This is a genomic window from Candidatus Villigracilis affinis (genome assembly GCF_016705895.1).
GTDB lineage: Bacteria > Chloroflexota > Anaerolineae > Anaerolineales > Villigracilaceae > Villigracilis > Villigracilis affinis.
Genome location: NZ_JADJKT010000006.1, coordinates 183,331 through 189,751, shown reverse-complemented (window position 1 = coordinate 189,751; position 6,421 = coordinate 183,331). Strand labels below are relative to the sequence as shown.

Below are 6,421 nucleotides of genomic sequence, written 5' to 3'. Positions count from 1 at the left end.
AGTCATATCAAGGATTTTTATGAGCAAAGAATACTACGTCTACATCATGACCAACAAATCGCGCACGCTTTATACTGGCGTAACGAATAATCTGATGCGGCGCGTGCATGAGCACAAAAACAAACTTATCCCTGGGTTCACCAGCAAATACAATATTCAGTTTCTCGTCTATTACGAATCAACTTCAAGCATTCATGCCACGCTTGAGCGCGAAAAACAGATCAAGGGCTGGCTGAGGAAGAAAAAAATCGCACTAATCGATTCGATGAATCCCAAATGGAAAGATCTGAGTGAGGAATGGTTCGTGTAAAACAGACCAGGACTCTCACAAGTAACATGCTTCTTTTGATTTCAAGATAACAACCCGGGTTAAATGTAAATACCCAGTCGGTAAGGTGCGACGCACCCCATCATCACATAGAAAAGGAAACTCCACATGTCCCGAAAGAAATGGCCGATCTTCCTGATTGCTGGGATCATCCTTTGCGCGATCTTTGGCGTGGCGCTGGCGATCTATATCGGCGGCTCGTATGTGGCGAATTCGTCCACGCCTGTGTTTGCGTATGACCAGTCCGCTTCGGCGCAGAGCGGATACACGCGCAAGACGCTGACCTCTGAAGACACGACCTACGAAAGCGACTACGCAGAATATGCGCTCAACGTCACTGGCGCAGACAATTCAAATCTGGTCGGGCGCGTGGTGGAAGGCGGGGATATTTACGCCATCCCCGGGCAGGCTCCATCGGCGTATGTGGTGCTGTGGGAATTCATGTCACCTGTGGGAGTCTTCAGGAACAGCGATCATCCCGCCTTCGATTGGCGGACCGCCAGCTTCTACGAGATCCGCTTTTCTTCACTGACGATCGCAACGGCCACGCCGCCTGTGAGCAAGGACTCTGTCAATTCGCAGTTGATCCAGGATGTGCTGACGAGTCTCAAAGACGGGGAAATCGTTTCACCGTCACAAGTCAGCGGGGATGTGGAAAGTTATGCGTTGTATTTGTACAGCGGTGAATTACAAGGAATGAATTATTGCGCGGGGGTGTATATCGATGCCGCGGGGCGGGTGTATCTGGCTGAGAATACGATTTCGCAGGAATGGCATTTGGCGGGTCCGCTTTTTTCGAGGTGGGCGAAACTGCCCTAGTTCGAGAATCAGCTCACAGCGCGGAATGAATCGCGTCTCGGTCTCGCATCCTGCGCTGCTAAAAGTGACATTCAAACTGTTTGTTTTTACAGTCCAATCGGCTATACTACCCATACCTTTATTATTTTCAACATTCCAAGCGAGACCATCATGGATAAGACCATTATAGAAATCCCAACCGAATTATTACAAGCCGCAAAACTGACAGCGGAGGAAGCCAAGACAGAGTTGGCGATCCGCCTGTATCAGACGCATAAATTAAATGATGAGCAGGCGGGCGCGCTGGCTGGCGACCCGAAAGCCATTGAAAAGCTGGTCTGGAACAATCACAGCACTGGCCGCTTCGACATGGACGAATTTCTTTCGTGGGCTTCGCATGACCTGAAGACGCCGCTCAACGCGATCATCGGTTTTACGCGGGTCGTAATGAAAGGCATGGACGGCCCTGTCAACGACGTCCAAACCACTGACCTGACCACGGTCTATAACGGCGGTCAGCGCATGCTGGTTTTGATGGGCAACCTTGTGGACATGGCGCGTTTGAATAATGGAGAAATCTCGCTCAGTCGTGAGCAATGTGAATTGCGCAGTGTGCTCATCAATACCGCCGAGCAATGGCAGGTCAAGAATCCCACCAAGAATCTGACGACCGACATCGATATCACCGAACCCGTCTTCAACATCGATCTCGCCCGCATCAATCAGATCGTCGCCAACCTGCTGACCCTCGCCGCCATCCGCGTGACCGAAGGCTCGCTTTCCTTATCGGCACGCGACGACGCCAACGGCGCAACGGTCACCATCCAAAGCTCGGGCAGAAAATCACGCGACAAATTCGAAATGGATACGGCCATGCTCGGCTTCATCAGTTCTTCGCTCATCAAACTGCACGGCGGAAAAACCGAAGCGATCGACGAAACCGAAGATGGAATGCTGATCACCTTTTCATTACCGCGCTAAAAAAACTTCAAAAGAAAAATGCCCCCACCCTGGCCCAAAACGGCTGGGGTGATTTTTTCCATGCCTCAGGATTCTTTGGCTTATAATCACGCCAATTAAAACGCGGAGGGCACGAGATGACTCAAGTCTACGATTATGTGATCATTGGTTCGGGGTTCGGTGGAAGTGTTTCGGCAATGCGCCTGACCGAAAAAGGTTATTCGGTTTTGGTACTCGAAAAAGGCAAGCGCTTCAAAGACAACGACTTTGCAAAATCCAACTGGCAATTCTGGAAGTATGTTTGGATTCCCGCCGTACGCGCATTTGGCATTTTGCAGATCAGCATTCTCAAAGGTGTGATGGTCTTGCACGGCGCGGGTGTGGGCGGCGGAAGCCTGGGCTACGCCAACGTGCTCGAAGTCCCCACCGACGAAACCTTCGCCACGCCTGCGTGGAATCAATCTTTGCACTGGGGACAAATGCTAAAACCACATTATGAAACCGCAAAGAGAATGCTCGGCGCGGCGCGCAACCCCAAACTATGGAAAGCCGATCTGATCTTGAAAGACTTCGCTGAAGAGCGCGGCATGGGGCACAGCTTCCGCGCAACAGATGTGGGCGCGTATTTCGGCGAAGCAGGCGTCACCGTGCCCGATCCATTCTTCGGCGGAGAAGGCCCCGACCGCGCGGGATGTCAACACTGCGGCGGATGCATGGTGGGATGCCGCCACAACGCGAAGAACACCCTGCCGAAAAACTATTTGTATTTCGCCGAAAAAATGGGCGCGGAAGTCAAAGCCGAGATTGAAGTGGTGGATGTAAAACCGCTTCCAACTCCGCTGGAAACTGGTGCGCGGTACGAGGTGCAGTATCGCCCCTCCACATCTTTACTCAAGCCGCAGAGCATCGTCCACGCCAAAAACGTGATCTTCTCCGCAGGCGTGATGGGGACGATGAAACTGCTGTTGAATCTGCGTGACGTGAAGAAGTCACTGCCGAAACTTTCAGCGAGACTCGGCACCTTGGTCAGGACCAACTCCGAAGGTTTGTTGGGAAGCGTGGCACGCAAATCTGATATTAATTATTCAGAGGGCGTATCCATTTCATCCATTTACAACCACGACGAGATGACACGAGTTGAGCCAGTCCGCTACCCCGATGGTTCGTCACTGATGCGTTTCCTCGCCGCGCCGTTGATCGATAACAACGTCAGCGTGCCGATGCGCATCGTAAATTTTTTGGGCTGGGCACTCACCCATCCCATTGACTTTGCGAAGGCTTCCTTTCTTCCAGGCTGGGCACACAACGTGACGATCCTGCTGGTGATGCAGCACGCAGACAATCGTATGCGATTCAAAATCGGACGAAGTCTGTTCACACTTTTTCGAACAGGCATGGTGGCCGAAGAGGAACCTGGCTATAAGATCAACGCGCAAGTGGAAGGGTCACATGAGATCACGCGCGAATTCGCAAAACGAATCAACGGCGTACCGCTGGGCTCCATTGGAGAAAACCTGCTGGGACTGCCAACCACCGCGCACATCCTCGGCGGCGCCCCAATCGGAAAATCCCCCGAAGAGGGGGTTGTTAATGAGAATTTCGCCATCCATAATTACCCTGGCTTACACATCATTGACGGTTCGATCATGCCAGCCAACCCGGGCGTGAACCCTTCGTTGACAATTACTGCACTCGCCGAATATGCGATGAGCAAAGTAGAACCCAAGTAAAGGGAACGCAGACTTCAGCCCGCGCTACAAAACCAGAATCAAAAAAGACCAAAACAAATCATTTAGAGGAGAAGTTTTTACATGCCCGAATCAATTATGGATTATTGGAAGTTCGACGAAGCCGACCTGGGCGCGAACCGTCTCGGCCAACTGACAGAAAAGCAGAAGAAATATCTTGTCGGTGAACACAAGTCCCAACGCGGCGTGTTTATCGGCGTTGGTGTCGTGGTCGCCTTCCTGTTTTTATGCCTGCCCGCGCTGTTGATCGGGTCAAGAGTGTTACTGCCCATGCTGCTCAGCGGCAAACCTTCAGACTTACAGGAATTAATTCCTTTGATCGCGATGGGCGGGTTCGGCATTATCTTCATCGGGACTGCGGTATTAATCGTCGGCGCGGTGGTCATCTTTTATGTAATACGTGCCAGAAAGCCCGCGGAACTTGCAGTCCTGACCACAAACGGAAAAGTGGAATACACCTGGGGCACGAAACGAGTCCGCACACCGGGCAGTAGTGTCCGCAGTTACGAAGATGTGCGTGTGCTGCACCTGAACCTCGGCGATAAGAAATTCGAGGTAAAGGAACAATTGCAAGAGATCATCCAGGAAGGCGAAGAGTGGTCGGTCTATTACACTTCGTATCCATTCAAGTTCTTATCGGCTGAAAAGAGATAATCAATTCATGAACTTTTCAGCCGCACGCGAATTTGCCCTCCAGCTCGATTCACAAGACCCGTTGGCTGCCTTTCGCAACGACTTCGTCATTCACGACCCGAACCTAATCTACCTCGACGGGAATTCGCTGGGCATGCCGCCGAAAGCCGCACAGGAAAAAGCACGCCAGGCCGTGGAGGAGCAGTGGGGCAAAGACTTGATCCGCGGATGGAACAAGGGCTGGTGGGAATCCCCCTCGCGCGTGGGCGACAAAATCGGTCAACTCATCGGCGCGGCGGCAGGACAGGTTTTGGTCAATGACACGATCTCGCTCAACCTGTTCAAGCTCGCCACCGCCGCGCTCACCTTACAGCCGAACAAAACGCGCATCATCACAGACACCTTCAATTTTCCATCTGACTTGTATATTTTGCAGGGCATCAAAAATTTACTCTCCACAGGTGGTCTTGACTACCAGATCATCCGCATCGGCGCAAGCGACAACGACGTCACACCCGATCTCGCCGCACTCGAAGCCGCAATTGATGAAAACACGGCGCTCGTCACGCTTTCGCATGTCACTTTTAAAAGCGGCTATCTCTACGACATGCAGCGCATCACCGATCTTGCTCATCAAAAAGACGCGCTCGTCCTTTGGGACCTGAGTCACTCCGTCGGTGCAATTCCCATTCACCTCGATGCCTGCAACGCCGATCTCGCCATCGGTTGTACCTACAAATATCTCAACGGCGGCCCCGGCGCACCCGCGTTTCTCTACGTCAACAAAGCCATTCAAGAAAAACTATCCTCACCCATTTGGGGTTGGTGGGGGCAAAAAAATCCGTTTGATTTCAGTCTCGATTACGAACCCGCACCTGGCGCAGAACGGTTTCTGGTCGGCACACAGCCCATCATTTCCCTGCTGACAATGGAAGCCGCCCTTGAGCCGACCCTGCAAGCAGGCATGGACTCCATCCGCGCCAAATCCATTTTGATGACGGACTACGCCTCTTTCTTAACCGAAAGCTGGCTCGCCCCCTTCGGCTTTTCGCTCGGCTCTCCGCTTGATCCCACCAAACGCGGATCGCACATCAGCATCCGCCACGCGGAAGGCTACCGCATCAACCGCGCTCTCATCGAAGAGATGAATGTCATCCCCGATTTCCGCGAACCCGATAACATCCGCCTCGGTTTTGCGCCGCTGTACACGTCATTTGCAGATGTGTGGGAAGGCTTTGATAGAATCAAGCGCGTGATGAGAGAAAAGCTTTACGAGAAATATTCGAAACAGAAATTGGCGGTGACTTAAATTTCAACTCAACATATCTAAAAACAACCAAATACATAAATCAGAGAACAACAAAGAGGAATAGATGACCGACCTCATATTCTTGAAATATTTTTGGACAGGGCCGATTCTGTGGGCATTGGCATGTCTGGTGAATTATTTTTTAGGAAAATATATTGCAAACCTTAATCGAACCATATTCCTCTCTACCGGCATAGAGAGCGAAGACACAAACAAGAATAATTTCCTCTGGACCTTGTTACGCATATTCTTAATTACCCCAACAATCGTATTTTTTTGGTGGACAACTATATATCTGTTTAAATTAAGTCAAGTCTATCTTTTTGTTTTTGGCTTTTCCTTGCTGCAATGGATAAATGCAATAATACGTCAGCTATCAAGTTTACTTGCCTACCACCTCCCTCGCCTGTTAAACCACAACAATCTGCCAGATTCAGATACTATAAAGTATTCATTGGAATATAAGTACATTGCTGCAGCGGCTGACCACCTTGGTTATTTTCTCATCTATCTACTTGCCACAGTTTTAACAAAAAACTGGTTTCTTGCAGGCGGCGCATTTGTCTCTCTGGTAAATATAATCAGGCACTTAGTAAGACATCTAAGAAAATCAAACAGAGTGTCTGGAACAAATCAATAAAGGAA

At 50.7% G+C, this 6,421-nt stretch carries 7 protein-coding genes; all 7 read left to right on the top strand.

Annotated elements, in window-relative coordinates; genetic code table 11:
- Nucleotides 1–19: 19 nt before the first annotated feature.
- Nucleotides 20–310, top strand: a complete 291-nt coding sequence (locus tag IPI86_RS04750; protein WP_345296843.1) for a GIY-YIG nuclease family protein — start codon at nt 20–22, stop codon at nt 308–310.
- Nucleotides 311–436: 126 nt separating this feature from the next.
- Nucleotides 437–1,147 carry a hypothetical protein gene (locus IPI86_RS04745; protein WP_345296838.1) on the top strand — a complete coding sequence of 237 codons (711 nt, stop codon included), beginning with the start codon at nt 437–439 and terminating at the stop codon, nt 1,145–1,147.
- A 150-nt stretch (nt 1,148–1,297) separates the two neighbouring features.
- On the top strand, nt 1,298–2,107 hold the full coding sequence (locus IPI86_RS04740) for a histidine kinase dimerization/phospho-acceptor domain-containing protein (RefSeq protein WP_345296837.1): 810 nt from the start codon (nt 1,298–1,300) through the stop codon (nt 2,105–2,107).
- 116 nt (nt 2,108–2,223) lie between these two features.
- Nucleotides 2,224–3,816 carry a GMC oxidoreductase gene (locus tag IPI86_RS04735; protein ID WP_345296836.1) on the top strand — a complete coding sequence of 531 codons (1,593 nt, stop codon included), beginning with the start codon at nt 2,224–2,226 and terminating at the stop codon, nt 3,814–3,816.
- A gap of 81 nt (nt 3,817–3,897) precedes the next feature.
- Nucleotides 3,898–4,488 carry a hypothetical protein gene (locus IPI86_RS04730; RefSeq protein WP_345296835.1) on the top strand — a complete coding sequence of 197 codons (591 nt, stop codon included), beginning with the start codon at nt 3,898–3,900 and terminating at the stop codon, nt 4,486–4,488.
- A 7-nt stretch (nt 4,489–4,495) separates the two neighbouring features.
- Entirely contained in the window at nt 4,496–5,776 is a 1,281-nt protein-coding gene (gene kynU, locus IPI86_RS04725; protein ID WP_345296834.1) for a kynureninase, read from the top strand.
- 64 nt (nt 5,777–5,840) lie between these two features.
- Entirely contained in the window at nt 5,841–6,416 is a 576-nt protein-coding gene (locus IPI86_RS04720) for a hypothetical protein (RefSeq protein WP_345296833.1), read from the top strand.
- Nucleotides 6,417–6,421: the final 5 nt, after the last annotated feature.